Source organism: Halorubrum ruber, from assembly GCF_018228765.1.
Taxonomy (GTDB): Archaea; Halobacteriota; Halobacteria; order Halobacteriales; family Haloferacaceae; genus Halorubrum; species Halorubrum ruber.
Window position 1 is genome coordinate 1,444,363 of the sequence record NZ_CP073695.1, and the last position, 20,116, is coordinate 1,464,478.

General features: G+C 71.3%; 19 protein-coding genes and 2 pseudogenes. 10 read left to right on the forward strand and 11 right to left on the reverse strand.

All coding sequences use genetic code 11. The features are described 5' to 3' along the window. Positions 1-121 precede the first annotated feature (121 nt). The 5 genes from J7656_RS07210 to J7656_RS07230 all read left to right on the forward strand — a co-directional run bounded on the left by J7656_RS07210 (position 122) and on the right by J7656_RS07230 (position 5,541). Positions 122-1,852 carry a thiamine pyrophosphate-binding protein gene (locus J7656_RS07210; protein WP_211554499.1) on the forward strand — a complete coding sequence of 577 codons (1,731 nt, stop codon included), beginning with the start codon at positions 122-124 and terminating at the stop codon, positions 1,850-1,852. 72 nt (positions 1,853-1,924) lie between these two features. Beyond that, positions 1,925-2,416 (forward strand): hypothetical protein, encoded by a 492-nt coding sequence (locus tag J7656_RS07215; protein WP_017344630.1) that lies wholly within the window; start codon positions 1,925-1,927, stop codon positions 2,414-2,416. Positions 2,417-2,500: 84 nt separating this feature from the next. After that, positions 2,501-3,565, forward strand: a complete 1,065-nt coding sequence (locus tag J7656_RS07220) for a Gfo/Idh/MocA family protein (RefSeq protein WP_017344631.1) — start codon at positions 2,501-2,503, stop codon at positions 3,563-3,565. Positions 3,566-4,013: 448 nt separating this feature from the next. Next, positions 4,014-5,216: a DUF418 domain-containing protein gene (locus J7656_RS07225; RefSeq protein ID WP_211554501.1), complete on the forward strand. Its 1,203-nt coding sequence runs from the start codon at positions 4,014-4,016 to the stop codon at positions 5,214-5,216. A 97-nt stretch (positions 5,217-5,313) separates the two neighbouring features. Then, complete coding sequence (locus J7656_RS07230) at positions 5,314-5,541, forward strand: DUF7385 family protein (protein ID WP_211554503.1); 228 nt, start codon at positions 5,314-5,316, stop codon at positions 5,539-5,541. Between the two features lie 134 nt (positions 5,542-5,675). Here the strand turns inward: J7656_RS07230 and J7656_RS07235 are convergent, their stop codons facing one another. From J7656_RS07235 to J7656_RS07250, 4 genes and pseudogenes are all read right to left on the reverse strand, one after another. Next, entirely contained in the window at positions 5,676-6,083 is a 408-nt protein-coding gene (locus tag J7656_RS07235; RefSeq protein WP_211554505.1) for an HVO_A0114 family putative DNA-binding protein, read from the reverse strand. 33 nt (positions 6,084-6,116) lie between these two features. Further along, positions 6,117-6,200 (reverse strand): annotated as a pseudogene (locus tag J7656_RS15265) (toxin-antitoxin system TumE family protein); the annotation flags it as partial. Positions 6,201-7,075: 875 nt separating this feature from the next. Further along, positions 7,076-8,731, reverse strand: coding sequence for an MATE family efflux transporter (locus J7656_RS07245; RefSeq protein WP_211554507.1), 1,656 nt, complete (start codon positions 8,729-8,731; stop codon positions 7,076-7,078). 44 nt (positions 8,732-8,775) lie between these two features. Next, positions 8,776-9,807 (reverse strand): mechanosensitive ion channel family protein, encoded by a 1,032-nt coding sequence (locus tag J7656_RS07250; protein ID WP_211554508.1) that lies wholly within the window; start codon positions 9,805-9,807, stop codon positions 8,776-8,778. 139 nt (positions 9,808-9,946) lie between these two features. Here J7656_RS07250 and J7656_RS07255 point away from each other — a divergent pair, with 139 nt between their 5' ends. The 4 genes from J7656_RS07255 to J7656_RS07270 all read left to right on the forward strand — a co-directional run bounded on the left by J7656_RS07255 (position 9,947) and on the right by J7656_RS07270 (position 12,848). Next, positions 9,947-10,696, forward strand: a complete 750-nt coding sequence (locus J7656_RS07255) for a proteasome assembly chaperone family protein (RefSeq protein WP_017344636.1) — start codon at positions 9,947-9,949, stop codon at positions 10,694-10,696. A 96-nt stretch (positions 10,697-10,792) separates the two neighbouring features. Continuing rightward, positions 10,793-11,845 carry an HTH-type sugar sensing transcriptional regulator TrmB gene (gene trmB / locus J7656_RS07260; RefSeq protein WP_017344637.1) on the forward strand — a complete coding sequence of 351 codons (1,053 nt, stop codon included), beginning with the start codon at positions 10,793-10,795 and terminating at the stop codon, positions 11,843-11,845. Positions 11,846-11,902: 57 nt separating this feature from the next. Continuing rightward, positions 11,903-12,271 (forward strand): DUF8062 family protein, encoded by a 369-nt coding sequence (locus tag J7656_RS07265; protein ID WP_211554510.1) that lies wholly within the window; start codon positions 11,903-11,905, stop codon positions 12,269-12,271. Between the two features lie 100 nt (positions 12,272-12,371). Beyond that, complete coding sequence (locus J7656_RS07270; protein ID WP_017344640.1) at positions 12,372-12,848, forward strand: universal stress protein; 477 nt, start codon at positions 12,372-12,374, stop codon at positions 12,846-12,848. 16 nt (positions 12,849-12,864) lie between these two features. Here the strand turns inward: J7656_RS07270 and J7656_RS07275 are convergent, their stop codons facing one another. The 4 genes from J7656_RS07275 to J7656_RS07290 form a co-directional block, all read right to left on the reverse strand. Next, complete coding sequence (locus J7656_RS07275; RefSeq protein ID WP_017344641.1) at positions 12,865-13,509, reverse strand: DJ-1/PfpI family protein; 645 nt, start codon at positions 13,507-13,509, stop codon at positions 12,865-12,867. An 81-nt stretch (positions 13,510-13,590) separates the two neighbouring features. Beyond that, a complete protein-coding gene (locus J7656_RS07280) occupies positions 13,591-14,280 on the reverse strand; it encodes an SCO family protein (protein WP_017344642.1) in 690 nt (229 codons plus the stop codon). Positions 14,281-14,390: 110 nt separating this feature from the next. Then, entirely contained in the window at positions 14,391-15,248 is an 858-nt protein-coding gene (locus J7656_RS07285) for a sulfite exporter TauE/SafE family protein (protein ID WP_017344643.1), read from the reverse strand. Positions 15,249-15,375: 127 nt separating this feature from the next. Then, a complete protein-coding gene (locus J7656_RS07290) occupies positions 15,376-15,888 on the reverse strand; it encodes a winged helix-turn-helix transcriptional regulator (protein WP_017344644.1) in 513 nt (170 codons plus the stop codon). A 111-nt stretch (positions 15,889-15,999) separates the two neighbouring features. On the opposite strand from J7656_RS07290, the gene J7656_RS07295 reads away from it, so the two are divergent. Continuing rightward, complete coding sequence (locus tag J7656_RS07295) at positions 16,000-16,353, forward strand: DUF7471 family protein (protein ID WP_017344645.1); 354 nt, start codon at positions 16,000-16,002, stop codon at positions 16,351-16,353. Between the two features lie 49 nt (positions 16,354-16,402). On the opposite strand, the pseudogene J7656_RS07300 reads toward J7656_RS07295, so the two are convergent. The 3 genes and pseudogenes from J7656_RS07300 to J7656_RS07310 all read right to left on the reverse strand — a co-directional run bounded on the left by J7656_RS07300 (position 16,403) and on the right by J7656_RS07310 (position 20,074). Further along, positions 16,403-17,265: pseudogene (locus tag J7656_RS07300) on the reverse strand (ABC transporter permease subunit). Next, the gene (locus tag J7656_RS07305; protein ID WP_017344647.1) at positions 17,262-18,023 is read right to left on the reverse strand and encodes an ABC transporter ATP-binding protein; all 762 of its coding nucleotides are present in this window, start codon (positions 18,021-18,023) and stop codon (positions 17,262-17,264) included. Before J7656_RS07305 ends, J7656_RS07300 begins: the two are co-directional and overlap by 4 nt. Further along, positions 18,020-20,074, reverse strand: a complete 2,055-nt coding sequence (locus J7656_RS07310) for a NosD domain-containing protein (protein WP_211554511.1) — start codon at positions 20,072-20,074, stop codon at positions 18,020-18,022. The genes J7656_RS07305 and J7656_RS07310 overlap by 4 nt, the downstream gene beginning before the upstream one ends. Positions 20,075-20,116: the final 42 nt, after the last annotated feature.

The following is a 20,116-nucleotide window of genomic DNA, read 5'->3' on the forward strand; positions in this document are numbered from 1 at the left end:
ACCGCGGGGGGTCGTCGCGTCTCCCGGCCGTTCCCTTCGTGCGCCCGCGTCGACGCCACGAACCCGACCGCGGACCGTCGTCGGGCGAAGCTTTCAACACACACTCCGGTGACTTCGCGACATGGACGCTGACGAGCCCTCGCCCGCGGCCGATCCGGCCGCGACCGACGACCTGCCCCCGACCGTCGCCGAGGCGGTCGTCGACGCCATGCTCGACCGCGGCGTCGAGACCGTCTTCGGCATCCCCGGGAAGCAGACTCTCCCGCTGAACCGGGCGCTCGCGGACCGCGACGCGCGGTTCGTCGTCGCCCGCCACGAGACCGCCGTCTCCCATCAGGCGTGGGGGTACGCCGAGACGAGCGAGCCGGGCGAAATGGCCGCCACCTGCGTCGTCCCCGGCCCGGGCGACACGAACGCGATGAACGGGCTGAAGAACGCGCTGAACGACTGCGTCCCGCTCCTCCACCTCGCCGTCGAGACGGAGCGGTCGGTCCGCGGCGGCGACGGCATCCACGAGACGCCGCCCGAGACGTACGACACCGTCGTCAAGGAGAACGTCCTCGTGGACTCGCCCGCGGGCGCGGTCCCCGCGGTGGTCGAGGCGATCCGTATCGCGCGTGAACACCCGCAGGGCCCGGTCCGCGTCGGGATCCCGAAAGACGTTCTCGCGGGCCGGACGCCCCAGCCGGCGGTCGGCGAACGCGAACCCTCACTGCCGCCGGCGCCGCCCGCGGAGGCGGTCGCAGAGGCCGCCGAACTGCTCGCCGACGCGACGGCGCCCGTCGTCCTCGCCGGTGGCGGCGTCAGGCGCTCGGGCGCGAGCGACGCGCTCCGCTCGGTCGCGGAGGGGCTGGACGCGCCGGTCGTAACGACTTATAAAGGAAAAGGGACGCTTCCCGAGTCGCACCCGCTGTCGGCCGGCGTCCTCTGCGGCGGCGCGAGCGCGGAGCTCCGCGGCCTCCTCGCGGACGCGGACGTCGGCCTCATTGTCGGCTCCGACCTCGACGCGGTCGCGACCGCCTCGTGGTCCGTCTCGATGCCGGAGACGCTGGTCCACGTCACGCTCGACGGCGACGACGTGGGGTTCGGCTACGAGACCGACCTCGGCGTCGTCGCCGACGCCGACCGCTTCCTCCGCGCGCTCGACGACTGCACGGAGGACGGGCGGGCGGCGTCTCGTGACCGCTCCGGCGCCGAGCGCGCCGAAGCCGTCCGCGCGGCTGACCGCGAGCGGTTCGAAGCGCTCTCCGAGGACCGCGCCCCCGACGACCCGCTCCGCTCCGTCGAGGTCCTCTCGGCGGTGCGCGACGCGGTCCCCGATGAGGCGGTCGTGACCGCCGACGCGGGCGGGTTCCGGCTGTGGACGCTCGTCTCGTTCCCCGCGTCCGGGCCGCGGTCGTACGTCAACCCCGGCTCGTGGGCGACGATGGGCACCGGCCTCCCCTCGGCGATCGGCGCCAAGCTGGCGAACCCCGAGCGCGACGTGGTCGCACTCACCGGCGACGGCGGGCTCATGATGTGCGTCCACGAGCTTCACACGCTGGCGAGCGAGGGGATAGATGTCACGGTCGTCGCGCTCAACAACGACGACTACGCGATCATCAGCGAGGAGGCGGAGCGCTCGTACGAGTTCCCCGAGGGCGCCTACGGCTGGGCGGAGACCGGCCTCGACCTCGTCGCGGTCGCGTCGGGGATGGGTCTGCCCGCGGAGCGCGTCCGCGAGCGCGACGCCGTCGGCGACGCCGTCGAGCGCGCTCGCAGCCGGGACGGCCCCGCGCTCGTCGAGGTCGTCACCGACCCGGCCGAACCGCAGGCGAGCGAGTGGATGACCGGGGCGCGACCGGGCGAGTAGCCACTCGGTTTCACGCCGGGTGTTTCCGAGATCTGAAGCGATCTATATGGGCGCCGGCTCCCGAGGTCTCGTATGCGAAACCCGTGGGTCCACGACGACGTCCCGGACGACGCCGGGAAGGGCTACGACGGCCCGGTCCGCCTGCTGGCGGCGTTCATGTGGGGCTCGCTGGCGCTCCTCGTGGGCGGGTTCGTCCTGCTCTCCGGGGCGGGCGTCGTCGACCTCGCCGACGGCGGATCCCTCGGTGAGGTCGTCACCGGGGTGGTCGCCGCGCTCGCGCTGGCACTCGCGCTCCCGATCCTGTTGAAGTTGCTCGCGATCTCGCGAGCGCTCGCCCTCCTCGCGTTTCTCGGGACCGGCGCGTCCGTCGGTCGGTTCGTGATCGCCCGCGAACCGGAGCGGTTCCGGGCGCTGCTCGACGCGCGCGACGGACTCGTCGAGAACGCGGACTCGCTCGGCGAGCTCTTCGAGTTCGCCGACTCGATGTCGCCCGCGGTGGTCGACGGCGCGTCGGTGGTGATCGACGCCGCGACGGCGACGGCCGTCGGCCTCCCTGTCGCCTGACCGCAGCCCGTCGCCCGACGCGTCGCGTTCCTCGCGCGCCCGGCAGGACGTGAAACTTAACAACACACGTTGTGAATTCCGCCCATGACGCATCCGAACGACGTCGCCGTGGGGATCGTCGGTCTCGGCGGCATCGGCACTCACCACGCGACGAAGCTGGCCGAGCGCGGCGCGAACCTCGTCGGCGGGATGGACATCGACGCGGACACCCGCGCGCGGTTCCACGAGGAGTTCGACCTCCCCGCATACGAGGACGAGGCGGCCCTCTACGACGCCTGCGACGCCGTGTTGATCACCACGCCGAACCGCTTCCACGAGGAGTACGCGACCTCCGCGCTGGAAGCGGGCCTCGACGTCCTCTTGGAGAAGCCGCTGGCGCACACGCTCGAGAGCGCGGAGCGCATCGCCGAGGCCGCCCGCGACGCCGAGGGGTTCTGTATGGTCGGGTTCAACAACCGGTTCGCGGAGCCCGTTCGGGTGATCAAACACTATCAGGACGAGGGGCGGTTCGGCGAGACGACCCACGTCGAGGCGAACTACGTGCGCCGACGGGGTGTTCCCGGCCGCGGGTCGTGGTTCACGTCCAGCGAGGTCGCCGGCGGCGGCGCGCTCATCGACATCGGCGTCCACGCGATCGATCTCGCCCTCTACTTCCTCGATCACCCCGAGGTCGTGGAGGTCTCGGGGGAGACGCGTTCGGAGTTCGGCGGTCGCGACGACTACGCGTACGTCCACATGTGGGGCGACGACGCCGGGCCCGAGGGGTTCGACGTCGACGACTCCGCGTCGGCGTTCATCCGCGGCGCCGACGGCTCCACGGTGTCGCTGGAGGTCGCGTGGGCGACGAACCGGCCGGCGACGGACGAGTTCGTCGTTCGCGGCACCGAGGCGGGCGCGACGTTTGACCGCGGCAGCGACGACCTCACGATCCACGAGGCGGGCGTCGGCGGCGGCCACCACCTCACGGACGCGACCGTCGAGACGCGCGAGGGCGACGCCCACGCCGCCGAGCAGGCGACGTTCCTCGAAGCGGTTGCCGCGGGCGAGGCGCCAACACTCAACACCGTTGAGGAGGGACTGCGCGTTCAGCGCGTCATCGACGCCATCTACCGGTCCTCCGAGACCGGCGCGGCGGTTCGGCTGGACTGAGCCGGAAAGATTCCAACTCGGCGACGATGTTTTATAAGATAGTGCGGTGGCGCGTGCCTGCGAGCGGCCGCCCCCGGCGGCCGCGAGACAGCACGCGCGAGGGAGTCGCTGGCGGCGCCAGCCGCCAGCGACGAGGCTGGGGAGGTATGAGGTGCGGTGTGGGGCGGGGTGGGACTCGAAGGGGCAGTCGCGAGGACGCCGCAGGCGACGGTAGGACCGCAAGGAACGAGCGAAGCGAGTGACTGAGGACCGCCCCGAGCGTGCGGCGTCCTCGCGACTGGGGCTTCGGTGGTGTTCGTGCCGATCCGCGATTTATAGGCAACTGTGTACAGCCGAGCGCCTGAGGGCACGACGGCCTCAGTTACCGAATCCCTCCCGCCGAAAGCGCTCACGTATCGTCCGCGATGGGAACCTATTCGGTGCTGGGGGCCGTCCTCGCGGACAACTCGTGACCCGCGATCCCGGCCCCACGCCGCCCTCCGAACGGATCACAAGCCTCGACGCGCTCCGGGGGTTCGCGCTGCTCGGCATCCTCGTCATCAACGTCCGCGTCTTCTCGATGCCGGAGCAGACCCTGCTCAACCCCAACGTGTACGGCGACTTCACGGGGCTCAACTACTGGACGTGGTTCCTCGGCCACGTGTTCGCGCAGTCGAAGTTCATCACGATCTTCTCGGCGCTGTTCGGCGCGGGCGTCCTCATGTTCATCGAGAGCAAAGAAGAGAAGGGGCAAGACGCCGTCCGCCTCCACCTCCGGCGGACCGCGGTGCTGATCGCGGTCGGACTCCTCCACGCGTACCTGCTTTGGTACGGTGACATCCTCGTCGCGTACGGGTTCACCGGGATCTTCCTGCTGTTCGTCCGCGACCTCGACGCGCGCCGGCTCGCCGGGCTCGCCGGGATCTTCCTGCTATTCATCCCCGCGATCGAGCTGTTCGCCGCGGTCTCGATCGGGGGCGAGGCGCTCGCCGGGCAGTGGCTGCCCTCGGAGGCCGCGATCCGACAGGAGCTGGCCGCCTACCGCGGCGGCTGGCTCGACCAGATGAGCCACCGCGTCGACTCCTCGTTCCAGCGGCAGACGTCCGGCTTCATCGGATCGAGCTTCTGGCGCGTCGGCGGCGTCATGCTGCTCGGTATGGCGCTGTACAAGCGCGGCGTGCTGACCGGGGAGCGGTCGACGGCGTTCTACCGTCGGCTCGTCGCGGGCGGCGCCGTCGGCGTCGGGATCGTTGTCGCGGGCGTGGCCTACATCGAGGCGAACGACTGGAGCGCGGGCGCCGCGCTGTACTGGCGGCAGTTCAACTACGTCGGGAGCCTCCTCGTCGCCGGCGGCTACGTCGGACTGGTCACCCTGTTCGTCCGCTGGCGCGGCGAGGGCGTCGTGACGCGCGCGCTCGCCGCGGTCGGCCGGACCGCGTTCACGAACTACCTGCTCCAGACGGTCATCGCGACGACGATCTTCTACGGGCACGGCTTCGGGCTGTTCGGCTACGTCAGCCGGGTTGAGGCGATGGGGATCGTCGTCGGGATCTGGGCGGTCCAGATCGTCCTCTCGGTGGTCTGGCTCCGGTACTTCCGGTTCGGTCCCGTCGAGTGGGTGTGGCGGACGCTCACCTACGGGGAGGCGCAGCCGATGCGGCTCGGGAACTGACCGACGCCGCCCGCGCCGGCGGCGGTCCCGCCGCGCCCGTTCTCCGAACTGAGACTCGCGAGGACACGTTCAACACTCTTCCGCCGAACCCCCGCGTATGACCGGCTTTGACGTCCACGACCACCGCCACGAGCTGAAACAGCTCCGCGATTCGGGCGCGACGAGCCTCTGGGAAAACCGCGAGGGGATGGCGTGTCCCGTCTGCGACGACGTCTTCTCGCGGCTGTTCGTCACCCGACAGGCGGGGACGACGTTCCCCGAGAACGACGGCGCGCGGTTCTGCCTGCTCCGCGACGGCGACGCGGTCTATCTGTTCAGGCACTGAGCGCACAGGGATCGGTTATACGGAGCGGCGGCTCCGTTGAAATTCTTTCTTCAGACACATGTTCGCCTGAAACGACTGGTCGCTGAAGAGTGTGAATCGATCGCTGAGAATCCTCCCAGCTCGAGACGAACCGACTACGCACTCGCGGGGGCGCTGTCGGCATCGCCGTCATCGATGAGCGGGTAGTCGATGTGGACTTCGATGCGGTCGAACGGGACGACTGGTTGTATCGCGCCGCCGGGGCCGCCCTCTTCGAGCGTAAGGATACCGAGTACTTCCAGCTGCTTCAGGTCAGAGTGGACGTCGGATACGTCTCTCTCGACGAGCCGCGCCGCTTCGCGCATGCTTTCGGGAGTTTCCTCGGCGATCGCTCGGATGAGATTCAGGCGGAGCGGGGTGAGACTGTCGACGAAGTCGTCGTAGGTTCCGAACTGGAGCGTCGCCTTTCCGTCCTGGTCGTCGTCCTCGACGTCCTGGACGAACTGGAGTGCGTTTTCCCGGAGCTGTTCTCGGTCGCCGACGGTGATGTGGAGTGTGGTCATGGGTGGGGTGGCGGTGTGTCAGGTGGTGTTCGATCAGTGCGGTCGGGGTGGGTCGCCGCCGACGGCGTCCCAGTACTCATCCGCACTCGCCCAGAACTCGACAAGGCTGGCTTCGACGTGCGTGTACAGGAAGAACGGCTCTGCGGGCATCCTGTACGTGTTGGGACACCACTCAACTGCATAAGCGTTGGACAGAAATCCAACACCGAACGGGAACAATGCGAGCGCGGTGGACAGTTCCGAAGTCCAAGCAGCGAGGTTGTACAATGCTGTCATTACTTATAAACCGACGATCGTCACGAACCCCACCGAAGCTCCAGTCGCTCATTTATAAGACGTTGAGGACAGGTCGGCGACGAACACCACCGAAGCCCCAGTCGCTCATTTATAAGACGTTGAGGACAGGTCGGCGACGAACCCCACCGAAGCTCCAGTCGCTCATTTATAAGACGTTGAGGCAGGCCAGCGAGGAACACCACCGAAGCCCCAGTCGCTCATTTATAAGACGTTGAGGACAGGTCGGCGACGAACCCCACCGAAGCTCCAGTCGCTCATTTATAAGACGTTGAGGCAGGCCAGCGAGGAACACCACCGAAGCCCCAGTCGCTCATTTATAAGACGTTGAGGACAGGTCGGCGACGAACACCACCGAAGCCCCAGCCGCGAGGCGGGCGCACGCTCGCTGCGCTCCTCACTCGTTCGCTTCGCTCCCTCGCTGCGGTGCTTGCGTCGCCTGCGCCCGCCTCGCGGCTGCCCCTTCGAGTCCCGCCCCGCACTGCTCCGCACAGCGCCTCACGCCTCCCCAGCCTCGTCGGTCGCCTCCGCGTTGCTCCGGCGACCGACTCCCTCGCACGCGCTCCTCGCGGCCGCCTTCGGCGGCCACTCGGAGGCGCGCGCCACCGCACCGCAGATCGGTCCTTGCTCTCCCTGTATTGAGCGCGATTGGGCCGGAATATCTCACTTATTACGGATCTCAGCGGATCCAGGGCGGCTCAGTCGTCGCCCACGGGGTCGACGCCGGGGTCGGGGTCGTCAATGTAGCGCTCGGTCCACGTGCCGCGGGAGAACCACGCGACGCCGACGACCGCGCCGAGGACGTTGCCGAGCGCCATCCCGACCCAGACGCCGGTCTCGCCCCAGCCGGCGACGAACACGAGGTACGCCACGCTCGCGACCCGGCCCACCCAGAGGGTGAGGATGGAGATGACCATCGCGGTCTTCGTGTTGCCGGCGCCGCGGAACGCGCCTAAGATCACCTGCGAGACGCCGATGAAGGCGAACTCGACCGACCGGATACGGACGTACTCGACCGCGTACGAGATCGTCGCCGGCGCGTCCGGCACGTCGCCGAGGAACGCCCCCACGATCGGCTCGGTGAACGCGACGGCGACGACCGCGACGAGGAACATCACGCCCGCGCCGGTCGTGGCGGCGAACTTCACCGCCTTGGCGGCGCGGTCGGCGCGGTCGGCGCCGAGGTTCTGCCCGACCATCGTGTCGATAGCGCGGCCGAGCCCCATCGCGGGGAGGAAGACGAGCGAGATGAGGCGGTTGCCGAGGCCGTACGCCGCGACGACGGGCGGCGAGAAGGTGACGATCATCGCGGTGAGGGTGATCATCGCGAGCGCGCTCGTCGTCTGCTCGACGCTGGAGGGGAGCCCGAGCCGGAAGATGTCCCGGATAAAATCGAGGTCCGGGACGAGGTGGCCGAAGGTCACGTCGGGACCGTAGCCGGTCCCGAACAGGATCCAGAGCCCGATAGCGGTCGCGACGCCGCGCGAGAGGATCGTCGCGAGCGCGGCGCCCTGAATGCCGATCCCGGTGATCCCCGTCGCCGAGAGCAGGGTCGCCTCCAGCGCGACCGGGTCGAGCGCGGCGACGCCGGGCACCGCGGCGAGCCACCCGAACAGGGGGTTCCCCTCGAACCCGAAGATGAAGAACGGGTCGAGCAGGACGTTCAGGAGGACGGAAATGAACATGACCGCCATCGGCGTCCGCGTGTCGCCGTAGCCGCGCATCAGCGCCGAGAAGACGAAGAAGCCGAACATCAGGGGGATCCCGGCGAAGATGACCTCCATGTAGTCGGCCGCGAGCGGGATCACCGTCGCCGCGGTGTCCGCGTCGCTCGGCAGGATCTCGAGCGCCGGACGGGTGTAGAAGTAGCCGCCGATCCCGATGAACACGGACAGCACCGAGACGGTGAAGATGGTCTGTCCCGCCACGAGCCCGGCGGACCCCTCGCCGTCCGCGCCGGTGTACTGCGCGACGAGGATCGCGCCCGCGGTCGTGAACCCGCCGGCGACCGCGATCAGCAGGAAGATGAGGGGGAACGCGAGGCTGATCGCGCCGACGGCCTCCGCCGAGAGCCGGCCGAGGTAGAGGGTGTCGACGATGTTGTACGTCACCTGCAGCAGCTGGATGACGACGATCGGCCACGCGAGGCGGAACAGCGGCCGGAGGAGGCTCCCCTCGGTGATCGACTCGTCGTCGAGCGGGCCGTCGTCGTCGCCGGGGCCACCGGACGGACCGGCGACGGGGCCGTCCGGCGGGTTGCCGGATGGGCCGTCGGGCGAACCGTCGTCGGATGGGCCGTCGGGCGAACCGTCGTCGGAGGGGCCGTCCGGATCGGCAGCGGGCTCGTCGCTCACTGCCGTACAAACGCCGGGGGCGCTCTATCAGGCTTCCGATCCGGTCACTGTCCCGCCCCGCCGCCGCTCAAGTCGTCGCGGTCGCTCTCGGCGTCGTCGCTGAGGTCCGGGGTGGCGGCAGCGGGCGCGTCGGGGCCGACGCCCTTCGGCGTCCCGGATCCGGCGTCGACGCGGGCGACCCCGGAGGTGTCGTCGAAGACGAGGTGCCGGTGCGGGTACGCCATCGTGACGTTCGCGTCCGGGTCCCCGAGCCGCTGGCGGATCTTCGTGTTCACGTCTGACTGGACCTTCGCCAGCTTGTACGGCTTCTTCACCCAGTAGCGGAGCCGCAGGAGGATCCCGTTGTCGCCGAACTCGTGGAGCCGGCAGTCGGGGCCCGCCATGTACCGCGCCACGCCGATGCGGATGTCGGGCCCGCCGTCGATGACGGCGTCGCAGTCGCGCGCCGCGCGCTCGATGCGGCGGCGCGCCTCCGGGACGTCGCTCTCGTAGGTGACGAGGACGTCGATCGACCGCCGGGTGCGCTCGTCCTCCGCCGAGAGGTTCGTGACGTCGCGCTCGCGCATCGTTCCGTTCGGCACCACGAGGAAGGTGTTATCGAGGGTGAATATCTTCGTGTACCGGATCGTGATGTCCTCGACGAACCCCGTCGTCCCGTCCTCCAACTCGATCATGTCGCCGATCTCGAACGGCTGGTCGGCGAGGACGAACACGCCGTTGATGAAGTTCCCCACCAGCGGGGCGAGGACGATACCGATGACGGCCGAGAACACCGCCGTCCCGAGGAGGAGGTCCGAGAACTGGAATCCGGCCGCGCCGAGCCCGACGAGCAGCGCGGCGCCGATCGTCCCCACCCGGACGCCGCGAACGATCGTCTGCGCGACGCTCTGTCGCGACACGCGGCGCGCGACCGGTCGGCCGATCAGTCGGACGAGGAAGTTGGCGACGACGACGCCGACCGCGACCGACGCGAGGACCGTCAGCACGCTTGCTCCCGGTAGATCCGCGAGCCGAGAGCCGAGGCCGGCGAGCCGCGAGACGGCCCCCGCGATCGGCGTCCCCTCCGGGAAGACCATGGGAATCCGCGGTCGGCCATCCGAAAAAGCGTTTCTCCCCGTGGCGATCGGGGGGCGAAAGTGCGGGCACAGCGATCGACGGCCCCCCGAACGCGAGCCTCGGGGCAACCACTATGGCCCGGCTGAGCGAAGGGGAAGTATGTCTCGACCGCCCGCGGACCCGACGACACCGAGGTTCAGCGTCGAACACGACACCGAGCCGGGCGAAACCCTGATAGCCGGCTTCTCCTCGTTCGGGCTCGCCGGCCTGACCGCCGTCGACTACCTCGTCGACGACCTCGACTTCGAGGAGACCGGCCACGTCCGGATCGACGGCGCCCCGTCGATCACGCCGTTCACGAGGGGGACGCCGCGGCACCCGATCCGGCTGTACACCGACGCGGACCGCGAGATCACGGTCCTGGTCGCCGAGCAGTTCGTCCCGCCGTTCCTCGGCGAACTGCTCGCGGACGCCCTCCTCGACTGGTCGGAGGCGAACGGGATCGGAGAGATCGCGGTGTTGGCGGGCGTTCCCGTGGCGCACGGTCCCGACGCCCACCGCACCTTCCACGTCGCCACCGAGGACTACCGCGCCGCCCGCCTCGGAGACGGAGTCGACGTGCCCGCGATGGAGTCCGGATTCCTCGACGGGGCCAACGCCGGCCTGCTCGAACGCGGCCTCGACTCGCCGCTCGGCGTCGGGGTGTTCGTCACGCCGGTCCACGCGCAGGCGCCCGACGTCGACGCCGCGGTGCGGCTCGTCGACACGGCGAACGCGATCTACGAGCTCGGCGTCGACGCGGCCCCGCTGGAGGCGTTCGCCGAGGAGATCCGGCGCCGCTACGAGGAGCTCGCCGAGCGGATCGAAGAGCGGGAGCCCGAGGGGAGCTACGACCGGATGTACATGTAGCCGGTCGGCGGCCGCCGAGCGAGGACCACGCTCCGAAAACGCGTACAACTCGACTCATAGTAAAAAGCTATAATCCCCGCCCTCGTTCGTCCGACCATGACAGACGATCTCCGGGACACCCTCGACCGCGTCGGGGACCGGTTCAACCTCGGCGAGTACGAGATCGACGCGTACCTCGCGGTGCTGGAACACGGAGAACTGACGGCGAGCGACATCGCCGACCGGACCGACATCCCGCAGCCGCGGGTGTACGACACCGTCCGGAGCCTCTCCGACCGCGGGCTCGTCGAGCTCCGCGAGTCGCGCCCGATGAAGATCGTCGCGGTCGACCCCGACGACGCGTTCGGCGACCTGCGCTCGTCGTTCGCGGAGATGGTCGACGAGCTGGAGGCGCGCTACACCGCGCCGACCCGCGAGACCGAGGCGGTGTCGCTCGTGAAGTCGCGCTCGACGATCCTCCGGTACCTCGAAGAGGTGATCGAGAACGCGGAGTACGAGCTCGCGCTGTCGCTCACCCCCGGCCTCCTCCGGCGCTTCCGCGACGAGCTCGCCGCGAAGGTGGCCGAGGGGGTCAGCGTCGAACTGCTCGTCACGCCCGCGTCGAACGCGCCCGACCCGGCGGAGTTCGACTACCTGGAGGTCGCGACCATCGCGCGCGCCCGCCGGGGGATCACCACGCCGGTCCTCGCGGTCGGCGACGGCGAGTACTCCGTCTACGCCACGCAGGACGCACTGCGCGACGACCGCGAGCGCTACGGCGTCATCTTCAACCGCTCCGCGCTCGGCTTCCTCGTCTCCGGCTTCTTCGGGACGGTCCTGTGGACGACCGCCGAGACGCTCGCCGCCGACGGCGAGGAGCGGCCCTTCCCGCGCCGCTACGCCTCCATCCGCCGCGCCGTGAAGGACGTCCGCGAGTTCGACGGCGAGGAGTTCTACGCGACCGTCGAGGGGCGCGACATCGAGACCGGCGAGGAGGTGACGGTCCGCGGGAAGGTGGTCGACGTCGCGTTCGTCGACACGGAGGAGGTGGCCTCGCTCGTCGTCGAGACCGAGAGCGGCCGCGTCGAGATCGGCGGCCGCGTCGCCGCCTTAGAGGACGTCGAGGGCCAGGAGATAGTCATCGGCCGCGACGAGCCGCCGGCGCTTTGAGGCGAGTTCCGGACCACCGGGGTCGGCGTTGAAGTACGCGCGGCCCGAAGCGACCCCGTGACCGACGACCCGTTTTCCGACGACCCGTTCTCCGACGACGACCGCGAGGTACCGACCGTCTCGTGTGAGCGGTGCGGCCGGGAGTGGGAACTCGACCGCGAGGTCGACGACCTCGACCCGGGGAGCCACGCGATCGAGCAGTTCGCGCTCGACCACGAGCGCCACACCGGTCACTACCCGGACGGGGTGACCCCGTGGATCGCCCGGTGCGAGCGCTGTCCCGACGGCGAGCGGTTCCTCGCGGAGCGACCCGCGCGGCGCTGGGCGCGGACCCACGCGCGACACACGCGCCACCCCGTTCGGATCGAAGCCCCGAGAGGCGACGACGAGGTCGTCGCACCCGGAGACGGGGAAGACGGGTCGTAGGAACCGGGCTCCGTCCCCGAATCGCCCGCCGTGCGTGTCGCGCTCACGATGGCCCGCCACACCGACAGCGTATTTACGCCGGGGGTCCCACCGGTCTGACATGACGCTCGTCGTGGTTCCGGTCCGATTTCCTCCCTCGTCGCACTCGGCGGCGACGCTCCGAGAAGCGGCTCGCATCGCCGAGGAGCGCGGCGCCGACCTCACGATCCTCCACGTCGACTTATACCAGCGCTCGGGAGGCGTCTCGCGCAGCGACCTCAAGCGCGCGGTCGAAGAGCGGATCGGCCGGGTCGACCGCGCGCGCTACGTCGTCCGCCGCGGCTTCCTCGTCGAGGAGACGATCTTAGAAGAGATCGTCGCCGAGGGGGCCGACGTCGTCGTCATCGGCTCGAAGCAGGCCGGCCGGTGGCGGCGGATGGTCCAGAAGCTGCTCTCCGACCCGGACATCGACTCGTTCCTCCGGGGCGAGCTCGACTGCACCGTGATCACCGTCGGCGCCGACGGCGAGACCACGGGCGAGGAGGCGGACGGCGGCGACGAGGGCGACGTTCCCCTCCCGAACGACGGCGACGACTGAGCGCGTCCCGCTCGGATCACTCCGCGACCTCGTACCGCCGCTCGTACTCGATGACGGTCGCCACCCGGCCGGCGACCCCCTCGCCGAACTCGCGCTCGACGAGATACAACGCGAGGTCGATCCCGGAGGTGACCCCGCCCGCGGAGAGGAGGTCGCCGTCGTCGACGACGCGCGCGTCGACGACCTCGGCGCCCGACTCACGGAGCTCCTCGATCGCCGAGGCGTGCGTGACCGCCCGGCGGCCGTCGGTGATCCCCGCCTCCGCGAGCAGCATCGACCCGGTGCACACCGAGGCGATCCGCGTGCCGGCCTCGTGGTGCGCCGCGAGCGCGCGCGGCACGTCCCCCTTCCGCGCCTCGGCCCACGCGCTCGCGTCCTCGTCGCGCGCGCTCCAGCCGCCGCCGGGGACGACCAGCAGGTCGGGCGCGTCGTCAGCGTTCGGATCGGGAAGGGTCCCGTCCACGCCCACGCGAGTCCCGTGGCTCGCGGTCACCCGATCGCGTTCGTCGAGCGTGACGTACCGGACGCGCCCCGCCCTCGTCGACTCTCCCTGGCCGTCGTCCCGCTCGGCCGCGTAGCCGAACGCGTAGTCGAACACCTCGTACGGGCCGATACCGTCGAGCTCGTCGAACCCGTCGTACAGCAGCACGTCGACGTTCATACCGCTCGGGAGGGTGGCGGACGGCTTGTGCGTTCCCCTCCCGCCGACCCCGCGCCGTCGCGCGGCCGACGCCGCGCCCAGTCACTCGTCGTCGAAGGCGGCCGCGACTCGCTCGATGTCGCTCGCGACCCGCTCCGGGTCGAGCCGCTCGCCGCGGTACGCGCGCTCGACGACCCCGTCAGGGTTGACGAGCATGGTCACGACGATGTGGGTGAAGTCGTATCCGGGGAGCCGGTCGCTGTCGGTCGTCCGCTCGAACCCGATCCCCAGTTTGTCCTCGACCACGGCCTTCGCGCGCTCGGGCGTCTCTGGACGGAGGTAGAGCCAGTTGCCGGCGTCGAGGTCGGCGCCGATCGACTCGGCGTTGTCGCGCAGCGCGGCCGCGTCGTCGCGCTCCGGATCGAACGTTATCGGGATGAAGTACACGTCGTCTGTCAGTCCCGCGTCGGCGACGCGGCGCTGGACCGTCACCCACTGCCGCAGCAGGATCGAACACTCCGCGGGACAGAAGGTGAACACGCCGGTCACGAGGGCGGTCCGGTCGAGTTCATCGCTGTCGAACGTCTCGTCCGCGAGGGGGGCCGGGAGTTCGAACGACGGGAGCGATTGCCCGTACGCGGGGTACGCGAGGTCCTCGCTGTCCGCGATCTGGTCCTCCTGCGGATCGAGCGTGACGCCGTCCGGACTCCCGCCGAACAGCCGAGAGGTACAGCCCGCGACCGAGCCGGCGGCGGCCGTTCCGACGCCGGCGAGCATCGTTCGGCGCTTCATGCTCGACCGATGGAGCGAGCGGCGCATAACGCGTCTGGTGCGATCGGCGAACGGACGCGACGCGGCCCGCGAGGCCGAGCGAGCGGCGACCCGGCCCGGCGGCTCGCCCCTCAAAGCGGCGCGTAGTACGGGATCGGCGGATGCGGCAGCGGGACGCCGAGCGTCGCGAGCCCGTGCTGGAGGGGGACGTACCCGAGCGCGACGAACGCGACCCCGAGGACGCGGTGGAACCGGAGCCGCGTTTCGAGGCGCATCGACTGGAAGGCCGTCCCGAACAGTAGCATCGCCGGCACCGTCCCGAGGCCGAGGACGCCGAGCGAAACGGCGCCCCCGAGCGCGCTCCCCTGAACGAACGCGTACAGGAACGCGGGATACAAGAGCGGACACGGGAGGAATCCGTGGGCCGCACCTAGCCCGAGGATGCGCCAGTCGCCGACCCACGCGTCGACGCGGGCGACGATCCGCTCGCTCACCGCGGCCGCGACCCGGTCGAACCCCGGGATCGGGACGGACTCGAACTCGAGTCGGAGCGCGTAACGAACGCCGACGGCGACGATCATCCCGCCGACGGCGATTCCGGTGAGCGCGTGGACGTCGTCGGCGACGGTCGTCATCGTCCGTCCCGTGACGAACGCGACGCTCCCGGCGAGCCCGAAGAGGCCCCCGAGGACCGCGTAGCTCGTCGCCCGGCCGAGGTTGAACAGCGCGTGCTGGCGGACCTGCCGCACGGTGAGGTCGTCGCCCCGCCCGCGCCCGCCGGCGGCCTCCCCGGACCGCATCCGGTCGGCGTAGGTGGTGACGAGCGGCCCGCACATGCCGAGACAGTGGGCGCCGCCGAGCAGCCCGACAAGGAGGAAGACGCCGAGGCCCAGCGAGTCGGTCGCGTAGAGGGAGCCGCTCGGCTCGCAGGTCGCCGGGTCGGCGGCGGCGAGGAACGGACGGAGCGCCGCAGCGCTGACAGCGTACATATCGGCGAAACGGCCCGGAGGCCGCTAATCGATCTGGTGCGATCGGCGAACGGACGAGACCGACCCGGGGCGGGGCCAGCCCGTGAAGGAGCCGAGACGGTCCGCCCCCTGAACGGCGTCGACGCCGTCACTCCTCGGCGTCGAAGAGCGAGTCGACCGTGCGGACGAAGCGGTCGACGAGCCGGTCGGGCAGCGACGGCGACACCTCGTCGAGGAGCGCGGCCGTCCGCTCCGGACGGGCCAGCGAGACGGTCATCGGTCTGTCGGGCGACTTCTCGACGATCCCGTGGTCGGCGAGCGTCGAGACGTGCCACGACACCGTGCTCTTCGCGAGGCCGAGGTCGTCCGCGAGCGCCGCCGGGCGAGTCGGGCCGTCCGCGTGGAGGCGGACGACGATCTCGCGCGCCGTCTCGCGCCTGAGGAACGCGAGGGTCCGGCGGTCCCGCGCGTCGACGTCCGGATCGAAGTAGTGGGCGCGCCCGCCGATCCGCTCGACCGCCAGCTCGCCGTCGCGGACGAGTCGCCGGAGGTGGTACTGCGCCTGCCCGGTCGCGATGTCGAGGTCGCGGCCGATCCGGTTGAAGTGGACGCCGGGAGTCTCGCGGACGTGGCGTCGGATCCGGGATCTGGTGTCCGACATTCGTGGCTGTCCGTCCTACCCTCGCGCGGGATAAAAGGCGCCCGCGCGGTCTCCCCGTCTGGGAACGTCGCGGGGGAACGGCTTCTTATCGGTCGCGTCCCAAGGACCGCCGTGGCGCAGTCGCTCTCGGGGTCGGTACCGGCGCTCGCCGGGTGGTCCGTAGAGGGGTCGCTCCCCATCTTGGCGGTCGTGATCGCCGCCGGGCTCGGAACGACTCTCCTCTTCGCCGTCAGCCTCGCCGCGTACCGTCGGCGGCGGCGGGCGCAGTACCGGCTGATCGCCCTCGCGGTCGGCGCGCTCCTCGCCCGGTCGGTCGTGGGCGCCGGCACGGTCCTCGGCGTCGTGCCGATGCCGGTCCACCACCTCGTCGCGCACAGTCTGGACTTCCTGATCGCCGCGCTCGTCCTCTACGCCGTGTACGCCCACGCGCCCGGGGCCGTCGGCGACGACGCCGCCTCGGACTGAGTCGGGCGTCGCCTCGGACCGAGCGACCGCCACCGTCGCCGCGACGCGCCTATCGGTCGAGCCTCCCGCGGAGGCGCTCGACTGCGACGTCGACGCGCGGACCGAAGGCGACCGCCGCGACCGCCGCGACGACCCCGAGGACGCTCCAGCCGACGAGCGAGGCGGCCGCGAGACCGGTGTCCACGAAGCCGCCCTCCGGCGCGAAGGCGACCCCGATCACGTGTTCGAAGACGAGCCCCCTGAACGCCCCGTTGGGGGTGAACGCGATGGATTCCGCGACGCCCCCGCCGGCGCCCCGGCCGACAGCGACCGGAGCACCGCGAGGTCGCCGCCGAGGACCCCGGCGAGCAGCGCGAGCACGCCGAGCGCGACCGCGCTCCGCCGGCTCGTCGCGATCGTGGACACCGCCGCCGACAGCGAGAGGTACGCCGCGCCGAACGGGACGACGAGCGCGACGAAGCGGACGAAGAGAACCGGCGAGTCGACGCCGGCGTGCGTCGCGAAGATTCCCGTGTCCGGGGCGGCGGTGAGCCAGACGTACGCGCCGACGAGCGCGAACGGTCCGCCGACGAGCACGACGAGCGCGACCGTCCGCGCCAGCAGCACGCCGAGGACGTACGCGGCCGCGCTCACGGGATAGGTCCGGATCACGGCGAGTTCGCCGCTCGCGGCGTCGGCGAACAGCGCGCGGTACCCCAGCACGACCGCGAGCAGCGGGACCAACACCTCGGTCGGTAAGAGCAGGTCGACGACCGCGGGCACGAACCCGGTCGCGCCGCCGCCGCCGACCGCGACGAGCCCGCCGAGGACGACGAGCAGCCCGAGCGCGAGGACGGCGTAGCCGGGAGTCCGCCGCACCGTGACCAGCTCGCGACGGAACACGAGCCAGACGCCGTCGAACGGGGTGCTCATCGGTCGGACACCCCCGCGACGTGGACCGCCTCGCCGCCGTTGTCTCCCCGTGCGATGGCGTCGGCGTCGCCGGCGACGGCGCGGTACAGTCCGTCCACATCGTCGACCTCGTGCTCGTCGAGGAGCCGTTCGCGGGGCCCCGCCGCGGCGATCCGTCCGCGGCGGAGGACCACGACGGCGTCCGCGTGCGCGTCGACGAGGTCGAGGTCGTGCGAGCTGACGACGACCGCTGCGTCGTCGCTCGCGCGGGCCGCGGCGCGGAAGGCCCGCTCGCGCATCTCCGGATCGAGCCCGCTGGTCGGCTCGTCGAGGACGACGACGGCCGGGTCGCCGAGCGTCGCCTGCGCGATCCCGAGCAGCCGCCGCATCCCGCCGGAGAGCGCCTCGACGCGCTTGTCGGCGGCGTCGGCGAGCCCGACCGCCGCCAGCGCGGCGTCCGGGTCCCCGTCGACGAGCGCCGCGTAGAACCCGAGCGTCTCGCGCGCGGTGAACCCGTCGCGGAACGGGACCCGCTGCGGGAGGTAGCCGACGCGCTTCTCGGAGCCGGAGCGCGGGCCGCCCTCGGGGTACCGGACGGCCCCGTCGGTGGGCTCGACCGCGCCCGCGAGCACCCCGAGGAGCGTGGACTTGCCAGAGCCGTTGGGGCCGACCACGGCGGTGACGCCCGCCTCGACCGACAGCGAGACGCCTTCGAGGACCGGGACGCCGCCGTAGGCCCGCGTGACGCCGTCGACCGCGGCGAGCGCGCGCTCGCTCATTCCGCCCCCTCCGCGGTCGCCGTCGGTCGTACCGAAGGCGTCACGCTCGCGTTTCCGGCGCCCCCGTGCGCGGACCGCCAGTCGCCCCGAACCGGCCCGTCGTCGGCGTTCGCCCCCGTAACCGCGTCGATCCGGTCGGGGTGGTACGGCTCTGCCGCGGGGACGGGGTCCATGATGCTCCCGGAGCGCGCGCCGGGGACGGTCCCGCGGAGCCGGTCGAGCAGCCGCGCCGCGGGCGACTCGCGGACCGCGACCGCGCTCGGATGCCGGTGGAGCGCGCCGTCGACGGGCGAGGTCGGTCGGTACGCCCGGTCGCCGGCCGCGCGCGGGCCGACGTTCGCGCCCTCCCAGTAGTTCCCGCGGTCCCCGTCGGCCCACACGCGCAGGGCGCCGGCCCCGGCGTCGGCGTGGTCGTCGTTCCCGACGAAGTCGTTCGCGACGACCCGGCTCGACGGCACGACGGTCGTCGCGCGCGCCCCGAGTTCGTTGTCGACGACGACGTTGTGTTCGTACAGCGACCCGCGGGCGCTCGTGGAGAAGCCGAGCTCGTTCCCGACCAGCGTGTTGTAGCCGATATAGGTCCGCGTGCCCGACGCCTGGATTCCAGCGCTGGAGTTGCGGACGTCGTTGCCGACGATCGCGTTCCCGGCCGGCCGCGTCATCACGGTGACGCCGGCGAACAGCTCGTTCCGGAAGGCGTTGTCCGCGACCAGCGCGTCGCCGGTGTACATGAGATGCGTCCCGTACCGGTTGTCGACGAACGTCGAGTTGCGGACGACGGAGCCGTCCGCGCGGTGGAGGTAGATCCCGTCCCGACCGCCCTCGAACCGGCTGTCGGTGACGGTGACGCGCGACTCCATCCCGGTGACGCCCATGAATCCGTCCTGCCACTCGTCGGTCCCGTCGACGAGGAGCCCGGTCGCGGTCGCGTGCGAGCCCTCCCGGAGCAGGAGGCCGCTCGCGTCCGTGTCGACGGCGACGTCGTCGACGACGAGCCCCGGCGCGCCGACCGCCTTGACCCCGGCGTCACCGTGGCCGTAGCCGAGCTGGATGTTCGTGTCCCACGTTCCGCCCTCCGGGTCGCGGGACTCGCGGGCTGCGTCCGGGTCGCGGGTGCGGTTCCCCGTGCCCGCGATTCGCATCCCCGTGAGCGCCACGTCGGGCGCGCGGACGGTGATCACCGACCCGGTCCCGTTGCCGACGACGCGGGTCGCGCCGGCGTCGCCCCGCTCGCCGCCGGCGCCCGCGCCGGCGATCGTCACGGACCGATTCACCGTCACGGTCTCCTCGTAGGTCCCGGGCGGCACGCGGACCGTCGTGTTCGGCGGCGCGGCCGCGACCGCGGCGTCGATGGTGGGGGCGTCCTCGCCGACGACGACGGAGACCGGTCGGTCCGCGCGCCGCTCCGCCGCCGCGAGCCGCTCGGTCGCCGTCCGCCAGCGCTCCGGCGCGAGCGACCGCACGGTCGCCGCGGAGTCGACGTCGAACGACCGGGTCCGGACCGCCTCCCAGCCGACGACCGACCCGCCGTGGTCGGCCGCGAACGCCGCCGCCGCCTCGCGGTCCCGGAAGGGAACGACGACCTCGCCGGAGGGGCCCTGGGCGTCGCTCCCGACGACGTACCGGGCGTCACCGACCGGCGTCCACCCGCCCGCGCCGGTCGCTGAGAACAGCCCGGACTCGGTCGTGCCCGGGTCCCTGTGGTCGAACGTCTCGACGTACGCGACGAGCGGGTAGCCGAACTGCCGCTCCGTCCGGCCGTCCCGCCGCGAGTCGACGAACGAGACGACCCCGTTGTAGCCGACGACGTACTGGAGCTGCGAGTAGAACACCTGGACCCGCGGGAGGGTCGCGTCCCCGGCCATCAGCGCGTCCGTCTCCGAGGAGAGCCCCAGCTGGACCGCGTCGTCGAACCGCACCGGCTCGGGGACCGACTCGCTCGGGTCCGCGGCGAACGCGCCGGCGGTCGCGACCGCGGCGAGCGCGACGAGCGCGACGACCGCGAGGCGGAGGCGACGCGACCGGGCGGTAGCGGGGTCGAAAACTGCCACGCGAACGCTTCGATCGGCGGCGACTTAGGGCGTTTGGTTCGT